The organism is Nevskia soli DSM 19509 (assembly GCF_000711955.1).
GTDB lineage: Bacteria > Pseudomonadota > Gammaproteobacteria > Nevskiales > Nevskiaceae > Nevskia > Nevskia soli.
This window is the reverse complement of record NZ_JONR01000019.1, coordinates 66922-93058: the sequence shown is the minus strand read 5'-3', so window position 1 is coordinate 93058 and position 26137 is coordinate 66922. Positions and strand designations below refer to the sequence as shown.

Here is a 26137-nt window from a genome sequence, read left to right as displayed (position 1 = left end):
GCCCGGTTGTTCCGAGCAGGCGCAACCGCGGCCTGGGCCGCCGCCGTGTTTTCGGCGCATGCCGCCGACCCCTCCGATACCCTGGTCCGCGCCGGCGACTCCGCCCGCAATACCACCTATCAGGGTGTGATCCTGTATCGCGGCGACGATGAATTCGACGTGCTCAAGGTGCAGCACCGGTTCAAGGACGGCAGCGAGCGCGAGCACCTGGTGGCCCTGACCGGCGAACCCCGGCAATTGCTGCGCATCGACAATCGCCTGATCTGCGTCCTGCCCAAGGACCGCATGGTCAGCATCGACCGTCCGGCCGGCATGAAGAATTTCCTGGCCCAGCTCAAGCCCGAGCGCCTGCGCCAGCTGTCGCAGTGGTATGAATTCCGCGACCAGGGTTCCGGCCGCATTGCCGGCCGCGACTGCAATGGCGTAGCGGTGATGCCGCGCGACCAGTTCCGCTACGGCTACGAGATCTGGGCCGACAAGGAAACCGGCCTGCCGCTCAAGGTGAGCCTGGTCGGGCAACAGGGTGAAGTGCTGGAACAGGTCATGTTCACCGAGGTTTCGTTCCCGGCCGCCATCGAAGATGCGGCGTTCGAGGAGCCGGAAGTGGATGCCTCCAAGTTCCGCACCATCGCGCAGGAACTGCCGTCGCTGGACGCCACGCCGGCGACCACCGATGAGGATCGCCCGCAGGTTTCGTTCGAGAAGCTGCCGCCCGGCTACCGGGTCGTGGCGCGCGAACAGCGCCCCCTGCCGCAGGGACAGGAAGGCAAGGTCGAGCACCTGCTGCTGTCGGATGGCTTGTCGGCGGTGTCCGTGTTCAGCGCCATCGAACACCATGCCCCGGAGAAAGCGTTCCGTGGCGTGTCCCGCGTGGGGCCGGTGGAAGCTTACGGCCGCATGATGGGTTCGTTCCATATCACCATCGTCGGCGAAGTGCCGTCCCAGGCGATCCGCATGATCGGCGATGGCGTGCGTCCGGTGTTTCCCATCGAGGTTCCGCCGGCCGCCAATGACGGCGGGGCAAGGGCGCAGTAAGCCGGCGGCGGCAAGTGCCGCTACTTGCCCGCATAATACGGCCGTGTTCAACTGCTGCCCCCGCGCACCGGCAGGAAGCCGGTCCAGGGGTATTGCCGCCCATTTTCATCATCCCTCGTTCATCGGAGTCCTGCCTCATGCGCTTCGCAGCCCCTGTCCTGCGGATCGGTTCGATCTGTGCGCTGATGCTGGTGGCGTCCTGCTCCCATCCGGCCAAGTCGCTGCCGGATTTCGCCGACCTGGTGGAGCAGGTCAGTCCCTCGGTGGTCAATATCAGCGCTGTTTCGGCGACGCCGCAGGGCGATGAGCCGGGGCCCGACGAGGCCCAGGGCCAGGTGCCGGACTGGCTGAAGAAGTTTCTCGACAAGCACGGCAAGGATGGCAAGGGTGGGGGCGACCAGCTGGGCGGCGCCTCCAGTTCCGGCGGCGACGGTGCGGACGATGGCTCTGGCGACGACACCGGGCCGGGCAACGAGCAGTCGCTCGGCTCGGGCTTCATCCTGACCGAGGACGGCTACATCCTCACCAACCAGCACGTGGTGAGCGACGCCAAGGAAGTGACGGTGCGCCTGTCGGATCATCGCGAGCTGCCGGCCCAGGTGATCGGCAGCGACGAACGCGCCGACATCGCCCTGCTCAAGATCGACGCCAAGGGGCTGACCGCGGTGAAGCTGGCCGACATGCGCAAGACCCGCGTCGGCGAGTGGGTGCTGGCCATCGGCTCGCCGTTCAGTTTCGACTATACGGTCACCGCCGGCATCATCTCCGCCAAGGGGCGCAATCTCGACACCGAGCAGTATGTGCCCTTCATCCAGACCGATGCCGCCATCAATCCCGGCAACTCGGGCGGCCCCTTGTTCAACCTCAAGGGTGAAGTGGTCGGGGTCAATTCGCAGATCTACAGCCAGACCGGTGGTTTCATGGGCGTGGCCTTCGCCATTCCCATCGACATCGCCTCGAAGGTGGCGCGTGAACTGAAGGAGCACGGCAAGGTCACGCGCGGCTGGCTCGGCGTGGTGGTGCAGGAAGTGGACCGTAACCTGGCCAAGTCCTTCAACCTGCCCAAGCCGGAAGGCGCCCTGGTGGCCAAGGTCCTGCCGGACAGCCCGGCCCTCCAGGCCGGCCTCAAGGCTGGCGACGTGCTGCTGAAATACAACGGCGGTGAACTGACCACCTCCAAGTCCCTGCCGCCGCTGGTCGGCGACAGCACGCCAGGCGACACCGTCAGTCTGGAATTGCTGCGCGACGGGCGCAGCATTACGGTCAAGGTCGAAGTCGGCACCCTGGATACGCAGGATCAGCCCGATGCGGACAACAGTTCCCCGGCGCCGCGCAAGCCCAAGGCGCCCGGCCAGTCGCCGGGTCCCGGCGCCGACCAGGGCGGCCCGCCGCTGGGCCTGACGGTGCAGGACTTGAGCACCGACGAGCGCAGCAAGGCCAAGGTCGTCACCGGCGGCGTGCGCATCAGCGCGGTCGGCGCCGGGCCGGGCCGTGAAGCCGGCTTGCAGGGTGGCGATGTGATCCTGTCCATCGCCGGTCAGGAAGTCGATAGCGTCAGCCGCTACGGCGAGGTGGTGGGGCGGCTGACGCCGGGCCAGACCGTGCCGATGCTGGTGCAGCGCCAGGGCTCGCCGCTGTTCCTGGCGATCCAGGTGCCGCCGAAGAGCTAAGCCCGTCATGCTGCTGTTGACCCGTCCCGAATGCGGCCTGTGCGAGGAATTCCTCGAAGAGCTGGCGCATGAGTTCCCCCGCCTGGCGGCCGTGGTACGGACCGCCGGTGTCGACGACCGTGAGGACTGGCGCGCGCTGTACGGCCGCCGGATTCCGGTGCTCCTGGGCGAGGATGGGGAGGTCTGGGGCGAGGGCGTGCTCGATGCCGCCGCCATCGCCCGGCGCCTGGCGGCCAGCCCGGACACCGCGGTTTAGACGCCCAAACCGGTATACTTCGCCGCTATTTCGCTGCCAATCCCCGTCTCCCGCTGAATGAAACAGGCGCACATCCGCAATTTCTGCATCATCGCGCACATCGACCATGGCAAATCGACCCTGGCCGACCGCTTCATCCAGCTTTGCGGCGGCCTGGAAGCGCGCGAGATGACCGAGCAGGTGCTCGACAACAACCCGATCGAGCGCGAGCGCGGCATCACCATCAAGGCGCAGGCGGTATCGCTGAATTACAAGGCGCGCGATGGCAAGACCTACCAGCTCAACCTGATCGACACCCCTGGCCACGTCGACTTCTCCTATGAGGTGAGCCGCTCGCTCGCCGCCTGCGAAGGCGCGCTGCTGGTGGTGGACGCCTCGCAGGGCGTGGAAGCGCAGTCCGTCGCCAACTGCTACACGGCGCTGGAGCAGGGCCTGGAAGTGCTGACAGTGCTGAACAAGGTCGACCTGCAGAACGCCGAGCCGGACCGGGTGGCGCAGGAGGTCGAGGACATCATCGGCGTCGAGGCCACCGACGCCCTGCGCATCTCGGCCAAGACCGGCCTCAACGTGCCGGACGTGCTGGAAGCGGTGGTCAACAAGCTACCGCCGCCGGAGGGCAACCCGGACGCGCCGCTGCAGGCCCTGATCGTCGATTCCTGGTTCGACAACTACCTGGGGGTGGTGTCCCTGATCCGCGTGGTCAACGGCCGCATCCAGAAGGGCCAGAAGGTCCGCGTGCTGTCCACCGGCCGCGACCATGAAGTCACCATCCTGGGCGTGCATTCGCCCAAGCGGGTGGTGAAGAACGCCCTGGAAACCGGCGAAGTCGGCTTCCTCGTCGCCGGCATCAAGGACATCGACGGCGCCCCGGTCGGCGATACGCTGAGCGAGGGCGGCCGCTATTCGGCGGAACAGCTGCCGGGCTTCCGCCGGGTGCAGCCGCGGGTATTCGCCGGCATGTTCCCGGTCGACGCCGACGACTTCGAGGATTTCCGCGAATCGCTGAAAAAGCTGCGCCTGAACGACTCGGCCCTGCAGTTCGAGCCGGAAAACTCCACAGCGCTGGGTTTCGGCTTCCGTATCGGCTTCCTCGGCATGCTGCACATGGAGATCGTGCAGGAACGCCTGGAGCGCGAATACAACCTCAACCTGATCACTACGGCGCCTTCGGTGGTTTACGAACTGGCCATGGTCAATGGCGAAGTGAAGAAGATCGAGAATCCCTCGGATCTGCCGGATACGACGGAAGTCGACGAGATCCGCGAGCCGATCATCCTGGCCCGCATCCTGATGCCGCAGATCTATGTCGGCCCGGTGATGCAGCTGTGCATGGAAAAGCGCGGCGTGCAGAAGAACCTGAAATACCACGGCAACCAGGTGCAGCTCGAAGTGGAGATGCCGCTGGCCGAGGTGGTGCTGGACTTCTTCGACCGGCTGAAGTCCGTGTCGCGCGGCTTCGCCAGTTTCGAATACGAGTTCGTGCGTTTCCAGGCGGCCGACCTGGTCAAGCTTGATGTGCTGGTCAACGGCGACAAGGTCGACGCGCTGGCCAGCATCATCCATCGCGACAACAGCTTTGCGCGCGGCCGCGACCTGACCGAGCGCATGCAGGAAGTGATCCACCGCCAGATGTTCGATGTCGCCATCCAGGCGGCCATCGGCGCCAAGATCATCGCCCGCACCACGGTCAAGGCCCTGCGCAAGGACGTCACGGCCAAGTGCTACGGCGGCGATATTTCGCGCAAGCGCAAATTGCTGGAGAAGCAGAAGGAAGGCAAGAAGCGCATGAAGCAGGTCGGCGCCGTGGAGATTCCGCAGGAAGCCTTCCTCGCGGTGCTCGGCGTGGAACGCAACAACAAGAAGAAAGAATAGGAACGTATCAGCATGAGTTTCGTTGAAGGATTCAACCTCGTCCTCACCATCCTCACCTTCATCACCGGCGCGGTATGGCTGCTGGACAAGTTCTGGCTGGCCAGGCGCCGCAAAGCGCTGGCGGCGCCCGAAGCCGAGGTGCGGCCGGGCGCGATCGTCGATTTCTGCGTCAGCCTGTTTCCGGTGATCCTGGCGGTCTTCGTGCTGCGCTCCTTCGTGGTCGAGCCGTTCCGCATCCCATCCGGGTCGATGAATCCGACCCTGTACAACGGCGATTTCATCCTGGTCAACAAGTTCGGCTATGGTCTGCGCTGCCCGGTGGGCAACTGCAAGCTGCTGCCGATCGGCGAGCCGAAGCGCGGCGACGTGGTGGTGTTCCGCTATCCCGCGCAGTCCGCCACCGATCCGAACCTGGGCAACGACTTCATCAAGCGTGTCGTCGGCATCCCGGGCGACCACATCCAGTACACCGACAAGGTGCTGTTCGTGAACGGCCAGAAGATCGAAGTGCAGCCGGCCGGGGTATTCCCGGTCGACGGCATCGCGCAGCGTTTCACCGAAGACCTCACCGGCGTGCAACACAACATCCTGATGAATCCCGGCCAGCCCAGCCCGGAAGTGGACCGCATCATTCCCCCGGGCCACTATTTCATGATGGGCGACAACCGCGACGGCTCCAACGACAGCCGTTATTGGGGCCTGGTGCCCGAGGAAAACCTCAAGGGCCGGGCCATCGTGATCTGGATGAGCTGGGACAATGGCCCGGCGCTTTCCCGCTTCGGCAAGCTGATCCATTAAGATTGACCTGGAGCCAGTGTGGGCTGGTGCGGAATTAGGGAGAGCAACTAGATGAAAACGAGACATGGACAACGCGGCATGGGCATTTTCGGCCTGATTTTCCTGCTGGGGCTGATCGGCTTCGTCGCGCTGGTGGTGATCAAGTGCCTGCCGCTGTACCTGAACCAGATGACCATCGCGCGCGACCTGCACGAAGTGGCCAAGCAGGTCAGCAGTTCCGGTAGCGAGATCGACATCACCGATGTCCGCCGCGACATCGAGCGCCGCTGGGACATCGACTACGTCAGCCAGCTGGAGCCGAAGGACATCAAGGTCGGCAATACCAGCAAGGGCATCCTGGCCATCTCGTACGACTACGAGGCGCGCGCCCACCTGTTCTACAACGTCTTCATCGTCATCCATTTCGCGGAAGACATCCCCTTGCGCGGCCACGCAGTCGGTTGAACGAAGATCTCGCCCGCCTGCAGCGCGCGCTGGGCTATCGTTTCCAGGACGAAAGCGCGCTGACCCGCGCGCTGACCCATCGCAGCGTCGGGCACGACAACTACGAGCGCCTGGAATTCCTGGGCGATGCGCTGCTCAACTTCGCCATCGGCGAGGCCGTGTTTCAGCGCATGCCCAAGGCGGCGGAAGGCGATTTGTCGCGGATGCGGGCGACGCTGGTGCGGGAGGAAACCCTCGCCGTGGCCGCCCGCCGCATCGAGCTGGGCGAAGTGGTGCGCCTGGGCTCGGGCGAGCTCAAGAGCGGCGGGTTCCGCCGCGATTCGATCCTGGCCGATGCGCTGGAAGCGGTGATCGGCGCCGTTTATCTGGATGGCGGCTTCGCGGCGGCACGGGATCTGTGCCTGCACCTGCTGGCGCCTGAACTGGATCATCTGCCCGATCCCGCCACCCTGAAGGATTCCAAAACGCGCCTGCAGGAGTACCTGCAGGCCGCTGGCCGGCCGCTGCCGGAGTATGCCGTGCTGAGCGAGGACGGGCCGCCGCACCGGCGCAGTTTCCGCATCCGCTGCCGCCTGCCGGACGATGGCACGGAAAGTTCCGGCGAAGGCGCCAGCCGCAAATTTGCCGAACAACAGTCGGCGGAGCGTATGCTGCACAGTCTGATCGAAGCCGGAGGGCGTCATGCTTAGTGGTATCGTCGCCATAGTAGGGCGCCCCAATGTCGGAAAATCGTCGCTGCTCAACGCCCTGGTCGGGCGCAAGATCAGCATCGTCGCGCCCAAGCCGCAGACCACGCGCCACCGTATCCAGGGCGTGTTGCACCGGCCGCAGGGCCAGGTGGTGTTTGTCGATACACCGGGCCTGCACCGCAAGGCGCCGCGCGCGCTCAACCGCTACATGAACGATGCGGTGAGCGGCGCGCTCAGCGACGTCGACCTGGCCCTGTTCGTGGTCGAGGCCGGCCGCTGGACCGACGAGGACGAGGCGGTTCTGGAAAAGCTCAAGCAGGGCAGGGCGCCGGTCGGGCTGGTCGTCAACAAGGTCGACAAGCTGGACAACAAGGCCGGCCTGTTGCCGGAACTCGAAAAGCTTTCGGCGATGCACAGCTACGCCTTCATCGTGCCGTTGTCGGCCAAGTCGGGCGACAACCTCGATGCCCTGGTGCGCGAGCTGTTTTCCCGCATGCCGGAAGGCCCGCCCCTGTATCCGGAAGGGCAGATCGCCGGGCACGACCTGCGCTTCACAGTCTCCGAACTGGTGCGCGAGAAGCTGATGCGGGCGCTGGCGCAGGAACTGCCCTACGCCCTCACCGTGGAAACCGAAACCCTCGATCATTCCGGCACCATCATCCGGACTTCGGCGGTGATCTGGGTCGAGCGCGACAACCAGAAAAAGATCGTCATCGGCGAGGACGGGGCCATGCTCAAGCGCATCGGCAGCGCAGCACGGCGCGAACTCGAGTACATGACCGGCGCCAAGGTGGTGCTCAAGCTGTGGGTCAAGGTCAAGGAAAACTGGACCGACGATCCGCAGGCGCTGAAGCGCTTCGGCTACCTCGACAACTGAGAAGCAAGTGGCTGGTGATTAGTGGTCAGTGACCAGTCAGCGCAAAAGTGGTGGTCATGTCTTTACTAACCACTAGTCACTGCCCACTGGCCACTTGACGTAGTCATGCGCGCCCGCATCGAATTCGAGCCGGCCTACCTGTTGGCGCAGCGGCCGTACCGCGAGAGCAGCCAGCTGCTGGAAGTGTTCACCCGCAATCACGGCCGCGTCGGCCTGGTGGCACGCGGCGCGCGCGGGCCCCGTTCGAAATTGCGCGGCGTGCTGCAGATGTTCACCCCGCTGCTGTTGTCGTGGAGCGAGTCGGGCGAGCTGGGCACCCTGACCGCGGCCGAGTCCGATGGCCCCACCGCCGAACTCAGCGGCGAGCGGGTTTTCCATGGCTGGTATGTCAATGAACTGTTGCTCAAGTTGACCGGGCGGCACGACCCCCATCCCTGGCTGTATCGCGACTACATCATGACACTGGCAGAGCTGCCCGGCAGCGGCGGCGAAGCGGCTCTGCGCATCTTCGAAAAGCACCTGCTGGCCGAAATGGGCTACGCCCTGCCGCTGTCGGCGGATCTGGAGCCGCTGCAGCGCTATCATTTCGACCCGGAGCGGGGCGCACGGGTCATCGCCAGCGCCGAGGCGGACAGTTATGCCGGTGCCAGCCTCATCGCCCTGGCCGAAGAGCGGCTGGAAACGCGCGAAGCCCTGCGCGATGCGCGTAAACTGTTGCGTGTCGCGCTGCACCACCAGCTCGCCGGCCGTGAACTGGAAACCCCGCGCCTGTTGCGCGCACTGCGCGGGATGTAAACGCCCCTCTACAAGAACCGGGCGGCCATGCCCGGATTGTTCGAAAAAGCTGGAGTCCCGCACCGATGGTCCAATCCTCACCGATCCGCTTGGGCGTCAACGTCGACCACGTCGCCACTTTGCGCCAGGCGCGCGGCACCGCTTACCCCGACGCGGTGGAGGCGGCCCTGTTGTGCGCCAGTGCCGGTGCCGACAGCATTACCGTGCACCTGCGCGAAGACCGCCGTCATATCCAGGACCGGGACGTCGAACGGTTGCTGCCGCGCAGCCCGGTCCCGGTCAATCTGGAAATGGCGGTGACGGACGAGATGGTGGCGTTCGCCTGTCGCCTGAAGCCGCGCTATGCCTGCCTGGTGCCGGAGCGGCGCGAGGAGCGCACCACCGAGGGCGGCCTCGACGTGGCCGGCCAGCAGCGCGAGGTCGCTGCCGCCTGTGCGCGGCTGGCGCAGGCCGGCATCGAGGTATCCCTGTTCATCGACGCGGAAATGCGCCAGCTCGGCGCCACCCTGGATTGCGGCGCCCCGCATATCGAGATCCACACCGGTGGTTATGCCGATGCGCTGACCGCTGGCGCCCAGACCGGTGAGCTGGAAAAAATCGCCGCCTTTGCCCAGGCGGCGCGGGCGGCGGGGCTGCAAGTGCACGCCGGCCACGGCCTCAATCTGGACAACGTGGCGCCAATCGCCGCGATCCCGGAGATCGTCGAACTGAATATTGGCCATGCGATCATCGGCCGCGCGGTGTTCGTCGGCCTGCCCGCGGCGGTGGCCGAGATGCGGCGGGCCATGGTGCAGGCGCGTTGCGGCTTGGGCGGCGGGGACTGAGCAACGGCTCCGGAGCCGGTAGAATAGGCGGATGGCCATCTCCACCATCGCCGGCACCATCGGCAACACCCCGCTGGTGCGCGTCACCCGCCTGCCGGGCATCGGTGACAATACCCTCCTGCTCAAGCTGGAGGGCAACAATCCCGCCGGCTCGGTCAAGGACCGTCCCGCCTACTCGATGATCAGCCGTGCCGAGGAGCGGGGCGAGATCAAGCCGGGCGACACCCTGATCGAGGCCACCTCGGGCAATACCGGCATTGCCCTGGCCATGGCCGCGGCGATCAAGGGTTATCGCATGGTGCTGATCATGGCGGCGCACATGAGCGCCGAGCGCCGGGCGGTGATGAAGGCCTTTGGCGCCGAAATCGTGCTGGTGACGCAGGCCCAGGGCATCGAATACGCGCGCGACCTGGCCGACCAGATGGAGCGGGAAGGCAAGGGCAAGGTACTCAACCAGTTCGCCAACCCGGACAACCCTCGCGCCCATTACGAGGGCACCGCTCCGGAAATCTGGCGCGATACGCAGGGCAGCATCACCCATTTCGTCGCCACCATGGGTACCACCGGCACCATCATGGGCTGCTCGCGCTTCTTCAAGGAGCAGAATCCGGCGATCCAGGTCGTCGGCGTGCAGCCGGACGGCGAATCCTCCATCCCCGGCATCCGCAAATGGCCCGAGGCCTACCTGCCGAAGATCTTCGACGCGCGCCGCATCGACCGTGTGGTCGAGGTCAGCGCCCGTGATGCCGAGGACACCATGCGCCTGCTGGCTTCCAGTGAAGGCATCTTCGCCGGACCTTCCTCGGGCGGCTCCGTGTTTGCCGCGCTGCAGCTGTGCCGCGGCCTCAGCGGTGCCACCGTAGCCGCCATCGTCTGCGATCGCGGCGACCGCTACATCTCCACTGGCGTCTACCCGGATTGATGGACGGAGCCGACGTTACGGGCGCCGCCATCGCGACGACGATCCAGGCGAACGCGCCATTGCGCTGGAGGCCGGCGCCGCTGGTTCGGCTGTCCATCATGTTCCACGGCCTGTTATTCCTGGCCTTCCTGGTATTTCCGGCGCATTGGTGCGGCTTCTTGCTGGCGCTGCTCGGCAATCACCTGGTGCTGGGTGGGCTTGGATTGTGGCCTACGAGCCGCCTGGTTGGTCCCAACATCCTGCGCTTGCCCGCTACGGCAGCCGCACGCTGCGAGATCGGCCTGACCTTCGACGATGGGCCGGATGTGCAGGTGACGCCACGCTTGCTCGAATTGCTGGACCGCTACGGCGCCAAGGCGAGCTTCTTTCTCGCTGCCAAGCAGGCGGCCCTGCATCCGGCGCTGGTGCAGGACATCGTGCGCCGCGGTCACAGCATCGAGAACCATAGTTACAACCACAGCAATGCCTTTGCCTGGTACGGCCTCGGCCGGCTGCACCGCGAAGTTGCCAGTTCACAGGCCTTGATTGCCACGTTGTCCGGACGGTTGCCGGCTTTTTTCCGAGCGCCGATGGGCTTGCGCAGCCCACTGCTGGATCCGGTATTGGCGCGCCTCGGATTGCGTCATGTCGCCTGGACGCGGCGCGGCTTCGATACAGTAAAACGCGACCCCGACGAGGTGCTGCGGCGCCTGATCAATGGACTTGCGGCCGGGGACGTGCTGCTGTTGCACGACGGCAATGCCGCGCGAACCCGCGATGGCGAGGCAGTGGTGCTGGCGGTCCTGCCACGATTGCTCGACGCAGTCGCCGCCATGGGCCTGAAAAGCGTTTCGCTGCCCATGGCTTTCCAGGATAAATAGGGGGATTCATGCCGATCCGCGAGCCGATCCTGGTCTTCGATATCGAAACCATTCCCGATCTCGAGGGTGGCCGCCGCATTCACGGCTTCACCGGTCTTGACGATGAGGCCGCGGCGCAGGCCATGTCGGCACAGCGCCTGGCCGAGAAAGGCCACGATTTCCAGCCCCAGCACCTGCACCGGGTGGTGGCCATTTCCTGCTGCCTGCGCGCCGGCGACGATTTTCGCGTCTGGTCGCTGGGTGAGCCGGACGCGCCGGAGGCGGAATTGGTCAAGCGCTTTTTCGACGGCGTCGAAAAATACCGGCCGACCCTGGTGTCCTGGAACGGTTCGGGCTTCGATCTGCCGGTGCTGCACTACCGCGCCCTGATCCACCGCCTCAGCACCCCACGTTACTGGGATACCGGCCACTTCGACCGCGAGTCGAAATGGGATAATTACATCAGCCGCTACCAGTTCCGTCACACAGACCTGATGGACGTGCTGGCGCTGTACCAGGCCCGCGCTTATGCGCCCCTGAATGAAATGGCCCTGCTGCTGGGCTTTCCCGGCAAGCTGGGCATGGACGGCTCCAAGGTGGCCGAAGCTTTCCGTGCCGGCAAGATCGGCGAAATCCGCGCTTATTGTGAAACCGACGTGCTCAACACCTACCTGATCTACCTGCGCTTCCAGCTGATGCGCGGCCTGCTGTCCGCCGCCGAACATGAACAGGAAGTGGAGCGCGCGCGGGAGTTCCTGGCGCAGAGTCCGGCGCCGCACTGGGCCGAATTCCTGGCCGCCTGGGACAGCAACGCGGGAACTGCTTCCTGATGGGCTCCCGCTCACGCCGCCGGGCCGTACCGACGGAAGAGTTCACCGCCGATATCGTCGATCTCGACCATGATGGGCGCGGCGTCGCGCGCGTCGGCGGCAAGGTCACCTTCATCGCCGGCGCGCTGCCGGGCGAGCGGGTGCGTTACAAGCTGAGCCGCACCACTCGCGATGTCGATGAGGGCGCTGCGACGGCGGTGGAGCGGGCCTCGCCGCACCGGGTCGAGCCCGGCTGCGCCCATTTCGGTGTCTGCGGCGGCTGCACCCTGCAACACCTTGCGCCGGAACAGCAGGTAGTCTTCAAGCAGAAGCAGTTGCTGGATGCGCTGACCCGCCTGGGCGGCGTGGAAACGGAGGAAGTGGCGGCCCCGGTGACCGGTCCGGTGTGGGGCTACCGCCGCCGCGCCCGGCTTGGCGCCAAGCTGGTGCCGAAGAAGGGCGGGGTGCTGGTCGGCTTCCGTGAGCGCGAATCGCCTTACCTCGCGGCGATCGAATCCTGCGTGGTGCTCGATCCGCGCATCGGCACCCGCCTGCGCGCGCTGGCTGCGCTGATCGGCGGCTTGTCCATTGTCGAGCGTTTGCCGCAGATCGAGGTTGCCTGCGCCGATCACTCGGCCCTGGTGCTGCGGGTGCTGGACGAGCCGAGCGCGGCCGACCGCGAGGCCCTGACCAATTTCGCCGCCGCGCACGATTTCGATTTCTACCTGCAGACCGGCGGTCCGGATTCGATCAAGCCCCTGGGGGAGGCTCGTACCTTGCGGTACTCTCCGGACGGCAGTGCGCTGCAACTGGAGTTCGCCCCGACCGATTTCGTGCAGATCAACGGCCCTGTGGCGCAGGCGATGGTGCTGCAGGCCCTGGACTGGCTGGCTCCGGCCCCGGGGGATACGGTGCTGGAGCTGTTCGCCGGGCTCGGCAACTTCACCGCTCCGCTGGCGCGCAGCGGTGCCCAGGTGACCGCGGTGGAGGGCGAGGCCGCGCTGGTCGAGCACGGCCGCGACAACCTGCGCCGCAACGGCCTCGACGCGCGCTACTTCCGCGCCGACCTGTTCGCGCCGGATCCGCACGCGGCCTGGCTGCAGCAGCCTTACGACCTGGCCTTGCTGGACCCACCGCGCTCCGGTGCCCGCGAAATCCTGCCGCTGCTGGCGCGCGCCAGGCCGCGGCGCATCGTTTACGTGTCCTGCCATCCGGGTACGCTGGCGCGCGACGCCGGCCTGCTGGTGAAGGAACACGGTTACCGCCTGCGCCGCGCCGGCGTGCTCGACATGTTCCCGCATACCGCGCATGTCGAGTCCATGGCCCTGTTTGAGAAGATCTGAAACCCGAGCCGATGCCGACTGAAATCGAACGCAAATTCCTGGTGGTGGGCGATAGCTGGCGCGCCGAATCCGCGCGCTCCACCCCGATGCGCCAGGGGTACCTGGTGGAGCTGGGCGGCCCGGCCTCGGTGCGCGTGCGGCTGGAGGGCAAGGTCGGCAAACTCAATATCAAGGCGGCGGTAGTCGGTGCGGCGCGGGCCGAGTACGAATACGAGATTCCCGCGGCCGAAGCCGAGGAAATGCTCGCCACGCTGTGCAGCGGCCTGGTGCTGAAAACGCGCCACTACGTCGAACGCGATGGCCTGACCTGGGAAATCGATGTGTTCGAGGGCGCCAACGCCGGCCTGGTGGTGGCGGAGGTCGAGCTCGACGCCGTCGACCAGGAATTTCCGCACCCGGCATGGCTCGGGCGTGAACTCACCGACGAGCAACGCTATTACAATCACGCCCTGGCCAAGCGGCCTTATGGTGAATGGAGCCAGGCCGAGCGGGAATAAATAGTGCGCGGCGCGGTCAATCTGTGCGCTGATGCAACATCCGCCGCGCGATTGTATGAGAGCATGCACGCCGGGACCGCGTGGCGGTCCTATAGACAACCGTAACAACGTCAACAACTCATGAGCACTATCGGGCCATTGATGGCCGACGTCGGCGGGCTGGTCCTGACCGCCGAAGACCGCGAAGTCCTGGCGCATCCCCTGATCGGCGGGGTGATCCTGTTCGCACGCAATTACAGCGATCCGGAGCAGCTGCGCGCGCTCTGCACCGAGCTGCTGGCGCTCAAGCGCCCCCGGCTGCTGCTGGCGGTGGACCACGAGGGCGGGCGCGTGCAGCGCTTCCGCGTCGGCTTTACCCGCATCCCCGCCATGGGTACCCTGGGCAAGCTGCACGACGAATCGCCGGCCAAGGCGGTCGAAGAGGCACAGGCCCAGGGCCTGATCGTGGGCCGCGAACTGGCGGGCTACGGCATCGACCTGTGTTTCGCCCCCGTTCTGGACCGCGACACCGGCATCAGCCAGATCATCGGCGACCGCGCCTTCTCGGATAACCCGGAAATCATCATCAAGCTGGCCCGCGCCTTCCGCGCCGGCCTCAATGCGGCCGGCCTGGCCGCCACCGGCAAGCATTTCCCGGGTCATGGCGCCGTCGCCGCCGATTCCCATACCGAGCTGCCGGTGGACCGGCGCAGCTACGCCGATATCGAGGCCAAGGACCTGGCGGCGTTCCGCGCCCTGATCGACGACGGCATCGAGTCGCTGATGATGGCCCACATCCGCTATCCCTCGGTCGACGAAAAGCCGGCCTCCTTGTCGCGCCGCTGGATCCGCGGTTTGCTGCGCACCGAGTTCGGCTACAACGGTGCGGTGATCTGCGACGACCTCAACATGGCCGGGGCCAAGGTTGCCGGCGAAATCGTCGAGCGCGCCCTGATGGCGCTGGACGCCGGCTGCGACATGCTGCCGATCTGCAACGACCGCGAGTCGGTGCTCAAGCTGATCGCGGGGCTGCCGGTGAAGCCGCGCAAGCTGGCCAGCGCCCGTCTGCAGAAGCTGTACCGCCGGGACATCCCGGCATGAGCCGGCTGGAAGAAGCACAGGCGGTATTGCGCGACGCGGACTGCGTCAGCGACGCGGCGGCGGTCGATGCCGCCTACGACCGCCTCGCCGCCGCGTTGCGCGCGGAATACGCCGGCAAGAACCCCCTGGTGCTGACGGTGATGATCGGCGGCCTGGTGCCGGCGGCGGAAATCCTCAAGCGTGTCGATTTCGCCTTCGAGCTGGACTACCTGCACGCCACCCGCTACCGCGGCGCCACCACCGGCGGCGGCCTGCTGTGGAAGCGCCAGCCGGACACCAGTCTGGAAGGGCGGCACGTCCTGGTGATCGACGACATCCTCGACGAGGGGCACACCCTGGTTGCGGTGCGCAAGGCCCTGCTGGAATTCTCGCCCGCCAGCCTCAAGGTGGCCGTGCTGGCCGACAAGCAGCACGATCGCCGCGCGCCGGAGGCGCATGCCGAGTTCATCGGCCTGACACTGCCGGACCGGTATGTTTTCGGCTGCGGCATGGATTACAAGGAATACTGGCGCCAATTGCCGGCGATTTACGCGGTCAAAGAGTAAGAGCTTATCCGTGGGTAAATCGCGCCTGCGTTGCAGTCCAAAATCGCGTCAGGCAAGGCGGAGGGCTGAGCCATGGTGATTCCATGGCTCAGCCTGACAACGCAGCCTGGCGCGATTTTGGGCGCAACCCTTCGGGACGGGGCCATTTTTGCGTATTGCTGCGCCGGCCAGAGCTTGCATGGAATCACCATGCCGCACTCTGTCCGACTTGCACTACGCAAAAATGACCGCCGTCGCAGGTGCGATTTACCCACGGATAAGCTCTGACCACCGTGGGCGCCCGCATCGCCGTTGCGCTTGCCCTGGTCCTGCTGGAAATCGCCTCTTTTGCCTGGCTCGGCCAGCCCGAGCATCGGGTTCAGGACTGGTTGTTGAGCCTGCATGCGCAGCGGCGCGTGGCGGATGCGGATATCGTGCTGGTCAACATCGACGAGCGCAGCATCGCCGCGATGAATCCCGAGTTCGGTCCTTACGAGTGGCCGCGTTCGGTCTATGCCGAATTCATCGAGAAGCTGGGGCGGCAGCATCCCGCCGCAATCATCTTCGACCAGTTCTTCGCCGACCCCCAGCGAGAGCACCCGGACCAGGACGCCTACTTTATCGACACGGTGGTGGCCGCGCCGAATGTTTATGTCGGCATGGCCCGGCTCGACGGCGTGGACGAAACCCAGGGCCTGGCCCTGGCGACCTACGGCGAGCGCCTCGGCTTCGAGCGCGGGCCTGCGGCCGATCCTGCCGCCCGCCTGCCGCTGCTGCTGCCGTTCCAGCGCATCGCCGAGACCGGCCGCATCGGCCTGATCAACTTCCTGCCGGACGACGACGGTGTCGGGCGGCGCTACTTGGCTCGGCTGTCGCATCACGGCTGGCGCATCCCTTCGCTGCCGCTGCGGGTTGCACGCGATCTGGGCTGGCCGCTGCCGGCGGACAGCGACATCGAAATCAACTGGCGCGGCCTGCCGCAATCGCGCGCCAGCGTGTCGTTCTCCGATGTGTTTCTCGATCTCGACCGCCAGCATCCGCAGCGGCCGCCGGACGAATTTCACGGCAAGGTGCTGATCATCGGCGCCACCGCCATCGGCCGCAACGATCTGCACCCGACGCCGCTGGCGCAGCAGCAGACCGGTCCGGAAATCCTTGCCGCCGCACTGGAAACCATCAAGCACGGCGACGCGCTGTTGCGGCCGCCGCTCTGGTTCGGCGTGTTGATCGGCCTGTTGCCCCTGTTCCTGCTGGGGCTGGCCTACCTGCGTGGCGTCGGCCTGTTTCCGTTGGGCCTGGCCCTGGTGATTTTCAGCCCCCTGTCCCTGCTGTTCGCCTACGGGGCTTTGCAGGAAGGCTGGCTGGTGCGGGTGGTGGCGCCCCTGGCCAGCCTGTGGGTGGCTTATCTGGCACTGGCCTTGCGCGAATACCTGCGCGAACGGCACAAGCGCGACCATGCGGTGCGGATATTCAGCCGCTTCGTCAATCCGCACGTGGTGAAGACCCTGGTGGCGGAACAATCCGGTCTGCTGCAGCAGGGGGCGCAGAGCCAGCAGATCACTGTGCTGTTTTCCGATATCCGCGGCTTCACCACCTTTTCCGAGTCGCGCACGCCGGAGCAGGTGGTGAGCCTGCTCAACCGCTATTTCTCCCGCCAAGTCGCCATCGTGTTCAAGCATGGCGGCACGGTCGACAAGTTCATCGGCGATGCCATCATGGCCTTCTGGGGCGCGCCGTTGCCGGATCAGCGGCAGGCCGAGCGCGCGGTGCAGGCCGCGCTGGAGATGGCGCGGGTTGCCGTTGAATTCGCCCGGGAAGTGGCGACCGAAGGGGTGGAGTTCGACGTCGGCATCGGCATCCACAGCGGTCCGGCGGTGGTAGGCTTCATCGGTTCCGAAAACAAGACCGATTACACCGCGATCGGGGATACTGTGAACCTCGCCAGCCGCATCGAGGGGCTGACCAAGGGGGTGGCGCGGGTGCTGGTGTCGGAACAGACCCGCCAGGCCTGTGGTTCGGTGGTGGACTTCATCGACCGCGGCGATTTCAAGGCCAAGGGGCGCGAGCAGCCGGTGCGATTGTTTGAACCGGTGCCCGGTTCCGTCGTGCCGAAGCGGGCAGACTAGGGCCTGTCGATCCGGTTGCAGGGGGAAGGGGAATCCATGATACGCAAACTGTTTTGGGCCTTGCTATGGCTGCCGCTGCTGGCGGTAGCCGAGCCCGGTTATATCTCCGATGCCACCGATCTGCGCGACGGGCCTTACGCCGACGCCAAGACACTGCAATCGTTGCCCGCGGCGGCGCCGGTCGAGATCCTTGGCCGGCAGGGCGGCTGGTACCAGGTGCAGGTTGGCCAGCAGCAGGGCTGGGTACGCATGTCCTCGCTGCGTCTGCGCGCGCCCGGCGCCAAGGCCGGTGTGCTCGACGGCGGCCGCGCGGTGGCGACGCAGACCGTCGCCACCACCGGCGTGCGCGGCTTCGGCAAGGGCGAGTTGCAGAACGCGACGCCGGATGTGCCGGCGGTCGATGCCCTCGAGGCTGCAGTCGTGGCCGAGGCCGATGCGCGTGCCTTCGCCGGCCAGGCCGGCCTGCAGGCCAGGCCCGACTCCGGCAAGGGAGGGAGCCCGTAATGTCCATCCGTACTTTCATTTGTGCGGCTCTCGCCGGCGGCGGCCTGCTGGCGAGCGCCACAGCCGCGGCCATCGACTTCGACCTGGGCAAGATCGTCAGCGGCGTCAAGCAGCTGAAAACGGCGGTGATCGGGCCCGACCAGCAGGAAGAGCACGAACTGGGACGCATTGCCGCCGCCACCTTGCTGGGCGCGGCCAAGCCGATGAGCAACCGCGAGCTGCAGGCCTATGTCGGCAAGGTCGGCCTTTGGGTGGCGCTGCAGAGCGAGCGGCCCGATCTGCCCTGGCGCTTTGCGGTTCTGGACGACAACTCCATCAACGCCTTCGCCGCGCCCGGCGGCTACGTCTTCGTCACCCGGGGCCTGCTCGCCAGGCTGCATAACGAAGCCGAGCTGGCCGGTGTGCTGGGGCACGAAATCTCCCATGTGGTGCTGAAGCACCACCTCAAGGCCCTGCGCCGCGAGGCGGGCACGCAGCTGTTGAGCGACCTGGGCTCCGACGCCCTGGCGCAGAAAGCTGGGCGGGCCAGCATCCCGCCGGAACTGCTCAATACCGTTTCGGCCCAGGCCAAGACCTTGTATACGCGCGGCCTGGACAAATCCGACGAGTACGCCGCCGATCAGCTCGGGGTGCAGCTGGCCGGCCACGCCGGTTACGATCCCTACGGCCTGCTGGCCGTGCTGCAGACGCTGGACAGCATGGATTCCAACGACGGCTCCCTGGCCCTGCTGTACCAGACGCATCCGCGGCCGGCCGACCGGCTGGCGCAGCTCGACAAACTCAGTGAGCAACTGGATGCTTTCGGCCAGCAGCCGACCCTGGAACCGCGCTTTGTCGCCAGCGCCAGTGCGGCTGTAACCGCGAAGAAATAAGCTATGCAATATTGTTTGAATTTCAACGGACGGAGTTTGCATGGCTTCGGTAGCAGTGATTGGCGGCACCGGCATGAACCAATGGCCGGGACTGGTGGTACAGAAGCAGTTGCTGGTCGAGACACCTTACGGCGCGCCGTCGGCGCCGCTGCTGCTGGGCAAGGTCTACGGCATCCAGGCCATCTTCCTGGCCCGTCACGGCGAGGGGCATCGTATCCCGCCGCACGGCATCAACTACCGCGCCAATATGTGGGCCCTGAAGCAGGCCGGGGTCAGCGCCGTCGTCGCCATCGCCGCGGTTGGCGCCATTGCGCCCTGGCTGCCTCCGGGCGCAGTGGCCGTGCCGACCGACGTGATCGATTACACCTACGGCCGCGAGCACACCTATTCGGACGGTGAACATGCCGAGCTGAAGCACGTCGAATTCACCGAACCCTACAGCGAGCGCGTGCGGCGCGAGCTGCTGCACGGGGCCCTCGAAGCGCGCGTCGACATCGCCGAAAGCGGCGTCATGGGCGTGACGCAGGGGCCGCGCCTGGAATCCACCGCCGAGATCAAGCGGCTCAAGCGCGACGGTTGCGACATGGTCGGCATGACCGGCATGCCGGAAGCCAGCCTGGCGCGCGAACTGGGCCTGGACTATGCGGGCCTCGCGGTCAGCGTGAACTGGGCCGCCGGCCTGGGTTCGGGCGACATCCACGGCGAGATCCACCAGTCGATCGAGGCCGGCATGGCCAAGGTGCGGGCGATCCTGGAGCGGGCACTGCCGGCCCTGCGCGCGCGCGACGAGGTGATGGACAGTTGAACGCGCTCCGGGCGTGCGCCCGGAAGCGTAGACTGTCGATACACCGGGCGGCACAGCCCGGGTTTTTGGGTTACGGGGCATTGCGGATTTGATGATGCGGGTTTCTTTGCAAGTCGCGGCGCTGCTGTTGGGTGCCGCCGTGTCCGCCGCGCGGGCCGGGGATGTGCTGACGGTCGACAGTGTGGCCGGCGAGGCCAGCGTGGACCGGCTGGGCACCCATATCAGCCTGAAAGCCGGCGACCAACTGAATGAGCGCGACGTGGTTCGTGTCGGCGCGGGCGGTAGCCTGACCCTGGATTTTTCCGGCCACGGCTTTGTCGAGGTGGGGCCGGGGGCCGAATTCGGCATCGAAAAGATGCCCTTCGCCAGCTATGCCGACGACCTCAAGACCATTTTCAGCCTGACCCGCGGTTACCTGCGTGTGGTGTGGAAACTGTCGCCGCTGGCGGGCCGCTGGCCGCTATACGTGTATTTCGGCAGCCAGCACGCGGCGCTGATTCCAGGCGAATATTTCTTCGACAACCAGTCCGGGGTGGCGCGCGCCTGCGTCGCGGCGGGACATCTGTCGGTATTGCCCAACGCCGGCACCGAGCTGCAAAAGCTGCGTCCCTCGGCCTGCTACCGCTTCGTGGCCGGCCTGCCGCCGGAACGGGTGGCGCATGACGCCAGCGCCTGGATCGCGGTGCGGCGCAGCTTCGACATCGACGCCCCGACTTCGCCGGAGGCGATGCTGGCGGCGAACGACGCCGGCAGCGATGATCCGGTAGCTGATCCCGTTCCGGCCCCTACTCCGCGGCCGGCCGCCGCAGCGCCGAAGCCGCCGCCGGCGGCCTCGGTCAAATCCGCCGGGCCGGGGCTCGCGACGCCGAAAGCGGATGCCCTTGCAGCCGCTCCGCCGGCCGCCGCCGCGCCCGGTCTGCCCCCGGGCGGTTCCGGCGAGTGGGGGGTCAATGTCGCTTCCTACCCGACGCTGGAGGATGCGAACAAGCATATGCAGCAGCTGCGCGGCGCGGGCTACGCGGCCACGGTACAACAGGCGCTGGTGAAGGATCACACCTGGTTCCGGGTCCAGCTCAAGGGCTATCCGTCCGCGGACGCCGCGCGCGCCGCGGCCGGCGAACTGCAGGCCCGCTTCGCTTATCAGGGCCTGTGGGTCAACAAAACCGGGCCGGCGGGCGCCGCCGCTCCCTGAACCGTGCGGTATGCCGCATCGCGGCACGAGCGGAATCACGGATCGGCGCCTAGCACGGATGCGCGGCTGCGCGTATTCCCGTAAAATTGCTGAAACCTGCAGCATGAAAACCAAATGCCCGACGTCGCGCAGACCCGTTTTATTTTCGTTACCGGCGGCGTGGTGTCCTCGCTGGGTAAAGGCATCGCCGCGGCGAGCCTCGGCGCGATTCTCGAATCGCGCGGACTGACCGTCCATATGATCAAGCTGGATCCCTACATCAATGTCGATGCGGGGACCATGAGTCCGTTCCAGCACGGCGAGGTCTTCGTCACCGAAGACGGCGCCGAGACGGATCTGGATCTTGGCCATTACGAGCGCTTCCTCCGCGGCAAGACCAGCCGCCACAGCAATGTCACCACCGGCCAGATCTACCGCAATGTGCTGGAGAAGGAGCGCCGCGGCGACTACCTTGGCCGCACCGTGCAGGTGATCCCGCACATCACCGATGAAATCCAGCAGCGCATCCGCGAGGGTGCCCGCGGCGCCGATATCTGCCTGGTCGAGATCGGCGGCACGGTGGGCGACATCGAGTCGCTGCCGTTCCTCGAGGCGATCCGCCAGATGGGCGCAGAGCTGGGCCGCAAGCAGTCGATGTACATGCATCTGACCCTGCTGCCCTTCGTGCGCTCCTCCGGCGAGTTGAAGACCAAGCCGACGCAGCACTCGGTGAAGGAACTGCGCTCCATCGGTATCCAGCCGGATGTGCTGCTGTGCCGCTCCGAGCGGCCGATTCCCGATGCCGAGAAGCGCAAGATCGCCCTGTTCACCAACGTGCCGTACCGCGCGGTGATCTCGGCCATCGACCTCGACGATATCTACAAGATCCCCGGCTGGCTGCAGCAGCAGGGCCTGGACGAGCTGGTGGTCGAGCACTTCGGCATCGACGCGCGCCAGTCCGACCTGTCGGCCTGGGAAAACGTGGTCAGCGCCCGCGACCGCCAGGACGTGGAAGTGCAGGTGGCAATGGTCGGCAAATACGTTGACCTCGCCGATGCGTACAAGTCGCTCAACGAGGCCCTGTACCACGCCGGCCTGCACACGGCCACCCGGGTCAAGATCCGCTACATCGAGTCCGAGGCGGTGGAAAGCCAGGGCGCGCGCGTGCTGCAGGGCGCCGACGCCATCCTGGTGCCGGGCGGCTTCGGCGAGCGCGGCATCGAAGGCAAGATCGCGGCGGCGCGCTATGCGCGCGAAAACAGGATCCCCTACCTGGGCATCTGCCTGGGCATGCAGGTGGCGGCGATCGAATTCGCCCGCAATGTGGTCGGCCTGACCGACGCGCACAGCACCGAGTTCGCGCCCAATTCACCGCATCCGGTGATCGCGCTGGTGACCGAGTGGCAGGACGCCAGCGGCCGCATCGAGCGCCGCAACCAGAACTCCAATCTCGGCGGCACCATGCGCCTGGGCGTGCAGAAATGCCGCCTGGTGGCGGGCTCGAAATCGCGCGCGCTGTACAACGCCGAGCTGATCAGCGAGCGCCATCGCCACCGCTACGAGTTCAACAACAACTATCGTGAAGCGCTGACCGCCAAGGGCATGACCATCGCCGGCATGTCCGAGGACGGCGAGCTGGTCGAGATGGTCGAGCTGCCGGAGCATCCCTGGTTCGTCGGCTGCCAGTTCCATCCGGAATTCACCTCCACCCCGCGCGACGGCCATCCGTTGTTCGAGGGTTTCATCCGCGCTGCGCGTGAGCAGCATCTGGCCCACCAGGCGAAGGCAGCATGAAAAAAACAGCGATTAGTGGTCAGTGGTCAATGACTGGTGCCGCTGCTTTGGTTGCTGCTGTTTTTTACTGGCCACTGGCCACTAATCACTGGTCACTGCCGTCATGATGCTCTGCGGACGTGATGTAGGCATCGACCATCCGATCTTCGTCATCGCCGGCCCGGACACGCTGGAGTCCGAGGCCCTGGCGATCGAGGTCGCCGGACACATCAAGGCGATCGCCGACAAGCTCGGCATCCTCTACATCTTCAAGGGCAGTTACGACAAGGCGAACCGTTCTTCGCATACGTCCTATCGCGGTCCCGGCCTGGAAGGCGGGATGAAGATCATGCAGGCGGTGCAGAAGCAGATCGGCGTGCCGGTGCTGACCGACGTGCATGAGGACACCCCGCTCAAGGAAGTGGCCTCGGTGGTGGACGTGATCCAGACCCCGGCCTTCCTCTGCCGCCAGACCAACTTCATGCAGAGCGTGGCCAAGCTGGGCAAGCCGGTCAACGTCAAGAAAGGCCAGTTCATGTCGCCCTGGGAAATGGGCAACGTGATCGAGAAGATGAAGGCCGTGGCCGCGCCGCAGTTCTTGCTGTGCGAGCGCGGCTTCTCCTTCGGCTACAACAACCTCATCGCCGACATGCGCGGCCTCGCCGTGATGCGCGACTTCGCCCCGGTGGTGTTCGACTGCACCCACACCGTGCAGCTCCCGGGCGGCATGGGCAACGCCTCCGGCGGCCAGCGCGAGTTCATCCCGGTGCTGGCGCGCGCCGCGGTCGGTGCCGGCGTCTCCGGCCTGTTCATGGAAACGCATCCGCGCCCGGACGAGGCGCTGTGCGACGGCCCCAACTCCCTGCCGCTGAAGCACATCGGTGGCCTGCTGGAAACGCTGGTCGAGCTGGACCGCCTGACCAAGCGCAGCGGCCTGCTGGAACGCCAGCTGACCTCCTGATCCTTTATTCTTAGTTAAATTAATCAATAGAAACAATAGCATGTCGAAAATCGTTCAAGTCAGTGCACTCGAAATCATCGATTCCCGCGGCAACCCGACGGTCGAGGCCGAAGTGGTATTGGCCTCCGGCGCACGCGGCGTCGCCGCCGTTCCCTCCGGCGCTTCCACCGGCAAGCGCGAAGCCGCCGAGCTCCGCGACGGCCTGCCGAAGAAGGGCAAGGCCCGCTACCTGGGCAAGGGCGTGCTGCAGGCGGTGAAGAACGTCGAAACCGAGATCGCCAAACTGGCGAACGGCTTCGACGCGCAGGACCAGAGCGAGCTGGACCAGGCGATGATCGATCTGGACGGCACCGAGAACAAGTCGCGCCTCGGCGCCAACGCCATCCTCGCCGTCTCCCTGGCCAGCGCCAAGGCCGCAGCCGCCGAGAACGGTCAGCCGCTGTTCCGCCACCTGGGCGGCATCCAGGCCGATACCCTGCCGGTGCCGATGATGAACGTCATCAACGGCGGCGCCCATGCCGACAACAACGTCGACGTGCAGGAATTCATGATCCTGCCGGTGGGCGCGCCCAGCTTCAGCGAGGCGCTGCGCTGGGGTGCGGAAATCTTCCACTCCCTGAAGAAAGTGCTGCACGCGCGCAAGCTCAGCACCGCGGTCGGCGACGAGGGCGGCTTCGCCCCGAACCTGCCGTCCAACGAGGCCGCGCTGGAATGCCTGCTGGAGGCCATCGGCGCCGCCGGCTACAAGGCCGGCAAGGACATCTACCTGGGCCTGGACGTCGCCTCCAGCGAGCTGTTCAAGAAGGGCAAGTATCATCTCGAAGGCGAGGGCAAGCAGTACACCGCGGCCGAATTCGCCGACTACCTGGCCGATCTCGCCGCGCGCTACCCGATCATCTCGATCGAGGACGGCTGCGCCGAGGACGACTGGGCCGGCTGGGGCATCCTGACGCAGAAGCTCGGCGGCAAGGTGCAGCTGGTCGGCGACGACCTGTTCGTCACCAACACCAAGATCCTGGCGGAAGGCATCATCAAGGGCATCGGCAACTCGATCCTGATCAAGCCCAACCAGATCGGCACCCTCAGCGAAACCCTGGAAGCGATCCGCATGGCCACCGACGCCGGCTACTCGGCCGTGGTCTCGCACCGCTCCGGCGAAACCGAGGACGCCACCATCGCCGACATCGCGGTGGGCACCAGCGCGACCCAGATCAAGACCGGCTCGCTGTGCCGTTCCGACCGCATGGCCAAGTACAACCAGCTGCTGCGCATCGAGCACATGCTCGGCAAGCGCGCACGCTACCCGGGCGCTTCGGCGTTCCCGATCGGTCTGCCGTAAGCCCTTGAAGAAACGCCTCGCCCTCGTCGCCCTGTGCCTGGTCCTTTCGGGACTGCAGTACCGGCTTTGGATCGGCGATGGCGGGATCTTCGATACGCGCCGCCTGCAGAAGGCTGTCGATGAGCAGGCCGAGTCCAACACCCAGTTGCAGCTGCGCAACTCGGTGCTGGAAGCGGAAGTGGCCGACCTGCACAACAGCGGCGCCGCCATCGAAGCGCATGCCCGCACCGAGCTGGGCATGATCCGCAAGGGCGAAACCTTCTACCTCGTGGTTGCCCCTAACACGCCCCAGTGAAAGGCACTGTTTTCAAGGCTTTCGCGCATGCGTTGCCCTCCAAATCGCGCCAGGCAAGGCGGAGGCCGCCTGCCCATAGACTCTATGGGCAAGGCCGACAACGCAGCATGGCGCGATTTGGAGGGCAACCCCTCACGGGACGGGGCCGTTTTCGCGCATTGCTGCGTCGATCGTCGCTCATGTACTTGAAGTACACATTGCTCCTCTCTCCTTGCACTGCGCGAAAACGGCCTCCGTCGCATGCGCGAAAGCCTTGAAAACAGTGCCTAAAGTTCCGCGTTATTGGGCGGTGGTCGCATCTGCCGGTGGTGGTGCCCGCATGGGGCTGGGCAAGCCCAAGCAATACCTGCCCCTGCGCGAGCGCGCCCTGCTGGAATGGAGTCTGGCGCCGTTTTTCGACGCCGGCTGGATCGACGGCGTGGTTCTGGCCCTGCCAAAGGGCGACACCGATTTCGCCAAGCTCCCCATCGCGCGGCACCCCAAGATCGTCACCGTCACCGGCGGCGCCACCCGCGCCGACTCGGTGCTGGCCGGCCTGCAGGCCGTGACCGAGCGCAGCGCCATGCTCGATGCACCGGTCTACGTGCTGGTGCACGACGCCGCGCGTCCCTGCCTGACCGTGGACGACGTCGAGACCCTGCGCGACGAAGCCAGCGACGAGCAGGGCGGCCTGCTCGCCGTGCCGGTGACCGATGTGCTGAAGCAGGAAGAGCGCGAGTGCTCTGCGCGTACCGTGGACCATGCCGCCCTGTGGCGTGCCCAGACGCCACAGCTGTTCCGCCTGGATCTGCTGCGCTCCGCGCTGGAACAGGCCATCGCCAAGGGCAAGCCCCTGGGCGACGAAGCCGCCGCCATGGAACTGGCCGGCTACAAGCCCATGCTGGTCCGCGGCCGCGAGAGCAACCTCAAGGTGACCTATCCCGAGGATCTGCCCCTGGCGGAATTCTGGTTGTCACGGCAGGAATATGCTCGATGAAGTGGTTCTGATCGGCCGCTAAGGCAGACGGGTGGGAAGGG

The 26137-nt window shown here is 66.1% G+C and carries 27 protein-coding genes; all 27 read left to right on the top strand.

Annotated features, from left to right (window positions below; all coding sequences use genetic code 11):
* Window positions 1-6 precede the first annotated feature (6 nt).
* The 27 genes from BP26_RS0111340 to ispD all read left to right on the top strand — a co-directional run bounded on the left by BP26_RS0111340 (window position 7) and on the right by ispD (window position 26096).
* Entirely contained in the window at window positions 7-1035 is a 1029-nt protein-coding gene (locus BP26_RS0111340) for a MucB/RseB C-terminal domain-containing protein (protein ID WP_169740690.1), read from the top strand.
* Window positions 1036-1172: 137 nt separating this feature from the next.
* A complete protein-coding gene (locus BP26_RS0111335) occupies window positions 1173-2705 on the top strand; it encodes a Do family serine endopeptidase (RefSeq protein ID WP_029920694.1) in 1533 nt (510 codons plus the stop codon).
* A gap of 7 nt (window positions 2706-2712) precedes the next feature.
* Complete coding sequence (locus BP26_RS0111330; RefSeq protein WP_029920693.1) at window positions 2713-2961, top strand: glutaredoxin family protein; 249 nt, start codon at window positions 2713-2715, stop codon at window positions 2959-2961.
* A 57-nt stretch (window positions 2962-3018) separates the two neighbouring features.
* Window positions 3019-4833 carry a translation elongation factor 4 gene (gene lepA / locus BP26_RS0111325; RefSeq protein ID WP_029920692.1) on the top strand — a complete coding sequence of 605 codons (1815 nt, stop codon included), beginning with the start codon at window positions 3019-3021 and terminating at the stop codon, window positions 4831-4833.
* 12 nt (window positions 4834-4845) lie between these two features.
* A complete protein-coding gene (lepB, locus tag BP26_RS0111320; protein WP_029920691.1) occupies window positions 4846-5631 on the top strand; it encodes a signal peptidase I in 786 nt (261 codons plus the stop codon).
* 51 nt (window positions 5632-5682) lie between these two features.
* Window positions 5683-6075: a DUF4845 domain-containing protein gene (locus tag BP26_RS0111315; RefSeq protein WP_029920690.1), complete on the top strand. Its 393-nt coding sequence runs from the start codon at window positions 5683-5685 to the stop codon at window positions 6073-6075.
* Window positions 6072-6764, top strand: a complete 693-nt coding sequence (gene rnc / locus BP26_RS0111310; protein ID WP_029920689.1) for a ribonuclease III — start codon at window positions 6072-6074, stop codon at window positions 6762-6764. The genes BP26_RS0111315 and rnc overlap by 4 nt, the downstream gene beginning before the upstream one ends.
* On the top strand, window positions 6757-7641 hold the full coding sequence (gene era / locus BP26_RS0111305; RefSeq protein WP_029920688.1) for a GTPase Era: 885 nt from the start codon (window positions 6757-6759) through the stop codon (window positions 7639-7641). The genes rnc and era overlap by 8 nt, the downstream gene beginning before the upstream one ends.
* Before the next feature lie 105 nt (window positions 7642-7746).
* Window positions 7747-8436, top strand: coding sequence for a DNA repair protein RecO (recO, locus tag BP26_RS0111300; protein ID WP_029920687.1), 690 nt, complete (start codon window positions 7747-7749; stop codon window positions 8434-8436).
* Between the two features lie 65 nt (window positions 8437-8501).
* Complete coding sequence (pdxJ, locus tag BP26_RS0111295) at window positions 8502-9260, top strand: pyridoxine 5'-phosphate synthase (RefSeq protein WP_029920686.1); 759 nt, start codon at window positions 8502-8504, stop codon at window positions 9258-9260.
* A 31-nt stretch (window positions 9261-9291) separates the two neighbouring features.
* Window positions 9292-10182, top strand: coding sequence for a cysteine synthase CysM (gene cysM, locus BP26_RS0111290; protein WP_029920685.1), 891 nt, complete (start codon window positions 9292-9294; stop codon window positions 10180-10182).
* Between the two features lie 158 nt (window positions 10183-10340).
* Entirely contained in the window at window positions 10341-11042 is a 702-nt protein-coding gene (locus tag BP26_RS0111285) for a polysaccharide deacetylase family protein (protein WP_211254895.1), read from the top strand.
* Between the two features lie 8 nt (window positions 11043-11050).
* Window positions 11051-11851: a 3'-5' exonuclease gene (locus tag BP26_RS0111280; protein WP_029920683.1), complete on the top strand. Its 801-nt coding sequence runs from the start codon at window positions 11051-11053 to the stop codon at window positions 11849-11851.
* A complete protein-coding gene (gene rlmD, locus BP26_RS0111275) occupies window positions 11851-13173 on the top strand; it encodes a 23S rRNA (uracil(1939)-C(5))-methyltransferase RlmD (RefSeq protein ID WP_029920682.1) in 1323 nt (440 codons plus the stop codon). Before BP26_RS0111280 ends, rlmD begins: the two co-directional genes overlap by 1 nt.
* Window positions 13174-13184: 11 nt before the next feature.
* Window positions 13185-13670 carry a CYTH domain-containing protein gene (locus BP26_RS0111270; protein WP_029920681.1) on the top strand — a complete coding sequence of 162 codons (486 nt, stop codon included), beginning with the start codon at window positions 13185-13187 and terminating at the stop codon, window positions 13668-13670.
* Between the two features lie 120 nt (window positions 13671-13790).
* Entirely contained in the window at window positions 13791-14750 is a 960-nt protein-coding gene (gene nagZ, locus BP26_RS26640; RefSeq protein ID WP_245611776.1) for a beta-N-acetylhexosaminidase, read from the top strand.
* Window positions 14747-15295 carry a hypoxanthine-guanine phosphoribosyltransferase gene (locus BP26_RS0111260; protein WP_029920680.1) on the top strand — a complete coding sequence of 183 codons (549 nt, stop codon included), beginning with the start codon at window positions 14747-14749 and terminating at the stop codon, window positions 15293-15295. The genes nagZ and BP26_RS0111260 overlap by 4 nt, the downstream gene beginning before the upstream one ends.
* A 272-nt stretch (window positions 15296-15567) precedes the next feature.
* Window positions 15568-17400 (top strand): CHASE2 domain-containing protein, encoded by a 1833-nt coding sequence (locus BP26_RS0111255; RefSeq protein WP_029920679.1) that lies wholly within the window; start codon window positions 15568-15570, stop codon window positions 17398-17400.
* A 36-nt stretch (window positions 17401-17436) separates the two neighbouring features.
* Window positions 17437-17904 (top strand): SH3 domain-containing protein, encoded by a 468-nt coding sequence (locus BP26_RS26635; RefSeq protein WP_051748857.1) that lies wholly within the window; start codon window positions 17437-17439, stop codon window positions 17902-17904.
* A complete protein-coding gene (locus BP26_RS0111245) occupies window positions 17904-18776 on the top strand; it encodes a M48 family metalloprotease (RefSeq protein ID WP_029920677.1) in 873 nt (290 codons plus the stop codon). Before BP26_RS26635 ends, BP26_RS0111245 begins: the two co-directional genes overlap by 1 nt.
* Window positions 18777-18816: 40 nt before the next feature.
* On the top strand, window positions 18817-19581 hold the full coding sequence (locus tag BP26_RS0111240; RefSeq protein WP_029920676.1) for an S-methyl-5'-thioinosine phosphorylase: 765 nt from the start codon (window positions 18817-18819) through the stop codon (window positions 19579-19581).
* A 91-nt stretch (window positions 19582-19672) separates the two neighbouring features.
* Window positions 19673-20773 carry an SPOR domain-containing protein gene (locus tag BP26_RS0111235; RefSeq protein ID WP_029920675.1) on the top strand — a complete coding sequence of 367 codons (1101 nt, stop codon included), beginning with the start codon at window positions 19673-19675 and terminating at the stop codon, window positions 20771-20773.
* Between the two features lie 114 nt (window positions 20774-20887).
* Entirely contained in the window at window positions 20888-22546 is a 1659-nt protein-coding gene (pyrG, locus tag BP26_RS0111230) for a CTP synthase (protein ID WP_029920674.1), read from the top strand.
* Window positions 22547-22649: 103 nt separating this feature from the next.
* Window positions 22650-23486 (top strand): 3-deoxy-8-phosphooctulonate synthase, encoded by an 837-nt coding sequence (kdsA, locus tag BP26_RS0111225; RefSeq protein WP_029920673.1) that lies wholly within the window; start codon window positions 22650-22652, stop codon window positions 23484-23486.
* A gap of 40 nt (window positions 23487-23526) precedes the next feature.
* On the top strand, window positions 23527-24825 hold the full coding sequence (gene eno, locus BP26_RS0111220) for a phosphopyruvate hydratase (protein ID WP_029920672.1): 1299 nt from the start codon (window positions 23527-23529) through the stop codon (window positions 24823-24825).
* Between the two features lie 4 nt (window positions 24826-24829).
* Window positions 24830-25120, top strand: a complete 291-nt coding sequence (ftsB, locus tag BP26_RS0111215) for a cell division protein FtsB (protein WP_029920671.1) — start codon at window positions 24830-24832, stop codon at window positions 25118-25120.
* A gap of 262 nt (window positions 25121-25382) precedes the next feature.
* Window positions 25383-26096 (top strand): 2-C-methyl-D-erythritol 4-phosphate cytidylyltransferase, encoded by a 714-nt coding sequence (gene ispD, locus BP26_RS0111210; RefSeq protein WP_029920670.1) that lies wholly within the window; start codon window positions 25383-25385, stop codon window positions 26094-26096.
* The last annotated feature ends 41 nt before the right edge of the window (window positions 26097-26137 follow it).

What these genes read in the sequence shown, in the direction of transcription:
- BP26_RS0111335 (WP_029920694.1), top strand. Translation starts at nt 1,173, where the DNA reads ATGCGCTTCGCAGCCCCTGTCCTGCGGATCGGTTCGATCTGTGCGCTG.
- BP26_RS0111330 (WP_029920693.1), top strand. Translation starts at nt 2,713, where the DNA reads ATGCTGCTGTTGACCCGTCCCGAATGCGGCCTGTGCGAGGAATTCCTC.
- lepA (WP_029920692.1), top strand. Translation starts at nt 3,019, where the DNA reads ATGAAACAGGCGCACATCCGCAATTTCTGCATCATCGCGCACATCGAC.
- lepB (WP_029920691.1), top strand. Translation starts at nt 4,846, where the DNA reads ATGAGTTTCGTTGAAGGATTCAACCTCGTCCTCACCATCCTCACCTTC.
- BP26_RS0111315 (WP_029920690.1), top strand. Translation starts at nt 5,683, where the DNA reads ATGAAAACGAGACATGGACAACGCGGCATGGGCATTTTCGGCCTGATT.
- era (WP_029920688.1), top strand. Translation starts at nt 6,757, where the DNA reads ATGCTTAGTGGTATCGTCGCCATAGTAGGGCGCCCCAATGTCGGAAAA.
- recO (WP_029920687.1), top strand. Translation starts at nt 7,747, where the DNA reads ATGCGCGCCCGCATCGAATTCGAGCCGGCCTACCTGTTGGCGCAGCGG.
- pdxJ (WP_029920686.1), top strand. Translation starts at nt 8,502, where the DNA reads ATGGTCCAATCCTCACCGATCCGCTTGGGCGTCAACGTCGACCACGTC.
- cysM (WP_029920685.1), top strand. Translation starts at nt 9,292, where the DNA reads ATGGCCATCTCCACCATCGCCGGCACCATCGGCAACACCCCGCTGGTG.
- BP26_RS0111280 (WP_029920683.1), top strand. Translation starts at nt 11,051, where the DNA reads ATGCCGATCCGCGAGCCGATCCTGGTCTTCGATATCGAAACCATTCCC.
- rlmD (WP_029920682.1), top strand. Translation starts at nt 11,851, where the DNA reads ATGGGCTCCCGCTCACGCCGCCGGGCCGTACCGACGGAAGAGTTCACC.
- BP26_RS0111270 (WP_029920681.1), top strand. Translation starts at nt 13,185, where the DNA reads ATGCCGACTGAAATCGAACGCAAATTCCTGGTGGTGGGCGATAGCTGG.
- nagZ (WP_245611776.1), top strand. Translation starts at nt 13,791, where the DNA reads ATGAGCACTATCGGGCCATTGATGGCCGACGTCGGCGGGCTGGTCCTG.
- BP26_RS0111260 (WP_029920680.1), top strand. Translation starts at nt 14,747, where the DNA reads ATGAGCCGGCTGGAAGAAGCACAGGCGGTATTGCGCGACGCGGACTGC.
- BP26_RS26635 (WP_051748857.1), top strand. Translation starts at nt 17,437, where the DNA reads ATGATACGCAAACTGTTTTGGGCCTTGCTATGGCTGCCGCTGCTGGCG.
- BP26_RS0111245 (WP_029920677.1), top strand. Translation starts at nt 17,904, where the DNA reads ATGTCCATCCGTACTTTCATTTGTGCGGCTCTCGCCGGCGGCGGCCTG.
- BP26_RS0111240 (WP_029920676.1), top strand. Translation starts at nt 18,817, where the DNA reads ATGGCTTCGGTAGCAGTGATTGGCGGCACCGGCATGAACCAATGGCCG.
- BP26_RS0111235 (WP_029920675.1), top strand. Translation starts at nt 19,673, where the DNA reads ATGATGCGGGTTTCTTTGCAAGTCGCGGCGCTGCTGTTGGGTGCCGCC.
- pyrG (WP_029920674.1), top strand. Translation starts at nt 20,888, where the DNA reads ATGCCCGACGTCGCGCAGACCCGTTTTATTTTCGTTACCGGCGGCGTG.
- kdsA (WP_029920673.1), top strand. Translation starts at nt 22,650, where the DNA reads ATGATGCTCTGCGGACGTGATGTAGGCATCGACCATCCGATCTTCGTC.
- eno (WP_029920672.1), top strand. Translation starts at nt 23,527, where the DNA reads ATGTCGAAAATCGTTCAAGTCAGTGCACTCGAAATCATCGATTCCCGC.